General features: G+C 66.1%; 2 protein-coding genes. Both read right to left on the bottom strand.

Annotation, left to right across the window (positions count from 1 at the left end; translation table 11 throughout):
• Positions 1-9 precede the first annotated feature (9 nt).
• Entirely contained in the window at positions 10-948 is a 939-nt protein-coding gene (locus tag H5411_RS46455; RefSeq protein WP_183128020.1) for an integrase core domain-containing protein, read from the bottom strand.
• Positions 945-1262, bottom strand: coding sequence for a helix-turn-helix domain-containing protein (locus H5411_RS46450; RefSeq protein WP_005456432.1), 318 nt, complete (start codon positions 1260-1262; stop codon positions 945-947). The genes H5411_RS46455 and H5411_RS46450 overlap by 4 nt, the downstream gene beginning before the upstream one ends.
• Positions 1263-1323: the final 61 nt, after the last annotated feature.

The raw sequence follows: 1323 nt of genomic DNA, 5'->3' as shown, positions 1-1323 counted from the left end.
TGTCCCGCGTCAAGAATCTGGCTCAGTTTTCTTGGATGAAAGTTGTGCTTGTTGATCTTGCTGGTGGATCTCGATCGGTCGTTGCATGCCGAGTGCCTCGTGGGGGCGGATGTGGTTGAACACGTGCCGGTAGCGCTCGGCCTCGGCGGCGAGGGTCTGCCCGTCGTCGATCTCCATCCGGTAGAGGTGCTCGTACTTCAGCGATCCGAATGCCCGTTCCCGCACGCCGTTCTGGCCGGGTGAGCGACGCCGGGTGCGGATGTGGAGCAGCTCGGGGCGAGAGGCGATGAACGCGGCGAACCTGCTGCCTTTGAAGGCGCCACCGTTGTCGGTGACCACCTTGATCCGCTTGATGTGCCCGGTCTCGGGGTTGGTGAGCTGCTCGGCCAACGGCACGCCACCGGCCAGCCGCTCGGCCTCGGCGATCGCGATCCGGACGGCGAGCTCGGCATCGGCGGCGTTGCAGGTGGTCGCGAGGTGCCAGCCGAACTCGTACTTCGAGTAGTAGTCCGCGCACCCGGCGATCCGCCAGATCCCACCACGGGTGGTCTCGAACTCAGAGAAATCCAGCTGCCACACCTGATTCGGCCCCGTAGGCGGCTCGGCGAACGCAGCCTTACGGGCCTTGGCTAGCTCTCGTCGTTCAGCCTGATATTCCGTGGACTGCAACAGATTCCGCCGCCGCATCGCCCGCTCCACGGTCGAAACGGACACCTCGTGTCCATCGGCGCGCATCAATGCGTGGATCTTGCGGTGTCCCCACGCCGGCCAGGCCTGGGCATACTTCTCCACGACCGGCTCGAACGCCTCGACCGCCGGTGCCGGCCATGGGCCCTTCGGCGGGTTCCCGGCGCGCTGTTTGCTGATCCAGCGGGTATAGGTGCGGCGCGGGATGCCGATCAAGGCCGTGAACCTCGAGACCGGCATCGCCGCGTCTTGGCGAATCACCTCGAGGTCCTCGAAGGGGCCAGCCGCTCCGCGGAGCGCTTCCACACCCGCAGCTCGACATGCGCCTCGCCCAGTGCCGTGGTCAACTCGTCGATCTGGGCCTGCAACTGCTCCTCACGACTCGAGGGACCGGCCTTACCGCCCTCGGCAACCCCGGCCCGGCCGCCCTCGAGGAACTGGGCCTTCCACCGCGACACCGACTGCTCCGAGACCTTGTTCCGCCGAGCGGCCTCGGCGATCGTCATCTCCCCGGACAGCACGCTCAGCACGATCCGGATCTTGTCCTCCACCGGGAACACCGGGGGACGGCTCATCGTCATACCTCCTGCTCAGGAACCTACATAACCCCTGAGCCACAAAGTCTGACGCGCGACA

It is taken from the genome of Amycolatopsis echigonensis (assembly GCF_014174495.1).
Taxonomy (GTDB): domain Bacteria; phylum Actinomycetota; class Actinomycetes; order Mycobacteriales; family Pseudonocardiaceae; genus Amycolatopsis; species Amycolatopsis echigonensis.
The sequence above is the reverse complement of the archived record's forward strand: the minus strand, read 5'-3'. Positions and strand labels throughout refer to the sequence as shown.

Excerpts from the sequence above, each read along its gene's own strand:
- H5411_RS46450 (WP_005456432.1), bottom strand. The coding sequence starts at position 1,262 with ATGAGCCGTCCCCCGGTGTTCCCGGTGGAGGACAAGATCCGGATCGTG.